The sequence below is a fragment of the Aerococcus sp. L_32 genome (assembly GCF_050689315.1).
In genome coordinates this window covers 1-1649 of sequence record NZ_JBOEQF010000419.1, presented here as the reverse complement: position 1 = coordinate 1649, position 1649 = coordinate 1, and the positions used below count along the sequence as shown (strand labels likewise).

1 protein-coding gene and 1 pseudogene are annotated in these 1649 nt (G+C 42.4%); one reads left to right on the top strand and one right to left on the bottom strand.

What is annotated here, in order from left to right:
- The first annotated feature begins 124 nt into the window (after positions 1 to 124).
- Complete coding sequence (locus ACRCJ0_RS13560) at positions 125 to 883, top strand: MerR family transcriptional regulator (protein WP_431390760.1); 759 nt, start codon at positions 125 to 127, stop codon at positions 881 to 883.
- A 306-nt stretch (positions 884 to 1189) separates the two neighbouring features.
- On the opposite strand, the pseudogene ACRCJ0_RS13555 reads toward ACRCJ0_RS13560, so the two are convergent.
- Positions 1190 to 1649: pseudogene (locus ACRCJ0_RS13555) on the bottom strand (phosphoglucosamine mutase); the annotation flags it as partial.

Sequence of the window (1649 nt, the reverse complement as noted above, 5' to 3'; positions counted from 1 at the left end):
TGAAATTAAAATAGGAGGGTAGCGGGAAATGATACTTAGCTTAAAAAGATTCGCCCTTTTTCAAAAAAGGGGTTTACCTTTACCTTAGGGCAGGTTTTATTATATATATTGAGAGGTGAGCAGGATGTATACAATAGGAGAATTGGCCGATTTGGCTGGTGTGACAAGGAAAACTTTACGCCACTATGACAAGATAGGTTTATTACAACCACAGACTTTGTCGGAGGCGGGCTACCGATTGTACGGAGAAAGAGAAGTCGACTTATTGCAGCAAATTCTCTTTTTCCGGGAGATGGACCTGCCACTTGCTGAAATTCGAGAAATTGTGCAGGCACCAACCTACGTGGTGACAGAGTCCTTGAGTGGTCACTTGGCTTACCTTTCACAGGAACGACGTCGGATTGACCGGTTAATTGAGACGGTGCGGACAACGATCAAAGCGCAAAGGGGCGAAATTGAAATGGTAGACGAAGCAAAATTTGAAGCATTTAAACAACAATTGATCGATGAAAATGAAGCCAAATTTGGCGGGGAAGTGCGGGCCAAATACGGTGATGATCAAATGGATGAGGCGACCAAACGGTTAATGGGGATAGACCATGAAACCTGGGGATCAATTGAAATGTTGACGGTGGCCTTACATGAACATTTAGCAGAGGCAACAGCTATTGGGGATACTACATCGCCACTAGCCAAGGAAGTATTTGAATTACATCAAGAATGGTTACAATTCTATGTGCCAGAAAATAATTATTCACTCGAAATGCACCGTAATTTAGGTGAAATGTATGTAGCGGATGAACGGTTTACAGCCCACTATAATGCAGTTGCACCAGGTGCAGCAGTATATTTACGAGATGTTATCAACCACTTCGCGAAATAGGATAGAAATTTAAAAACAGCGTATGGCAAGGCCATACGCTGTTTAGTCTATATAAGACGTCACATCCTGATAATCGGGTTCCCCAAACCAGAAATGACTGCGTTTCAGATTAGTTTGCAACTGACTGCGTCAGTTCCTGCACTAAACTTCCAACGGTTCATTTCTACCGGTTTGCGTCACACCTTGATAATCGGGTTCGCTCGACCAGCTCAAGCCTGCTTCAGACTAATTTGCAGCTGATTATATCAGCTACTGCATTATTCTTCCAGCATTATTGAGCTTTGCGGTCTCACTCACACCTTGTTTTTATTCTACGCCGAATTCTTTGCTTACTTGATCTGCGATTCGTTTCGCGTAGTTGTATGCTTCTTCGTCGGTTTGGGCTTCTACCATAACACGTAATAGGTTTTCTGTTCCTGAAGGGCGTACTAAGATACGGCCATTGCCAGCCATTTCTGTGTTCACTTCATCAATAACTTGTTGTACAGTTGCAGAATTCATTGCTTCTGTTTTACCTTCACGTGTTACACGCACATTGATTAATTCTTGTGGGTAAGTTTTCATTTCACCAGCTAGTTCAGATAATTTTTTACCTGAAGTTTTTAATACGTGTAGTAATTGTACTGCTGACAATAGGCCGTCACCTGTATTGTTGTAGTCCATGAAGATGATGTGACCTGATTGTTCTCCACCAAGGTTGTATCCGTGCTCACGCATTTCTTCAACTACATAACGGTCACCAACTTTAGTTTGGGGTGCTTTCATC

Coding starts and splice junctions, on each gene's coding strand:
- ACRCJ0_RS13560 (WP_431390760.1), top strand. CDS start 125: ATGTATACAATAGGAGAATTGGCCGATTTGGCTGGTGTGACAAGGAAA.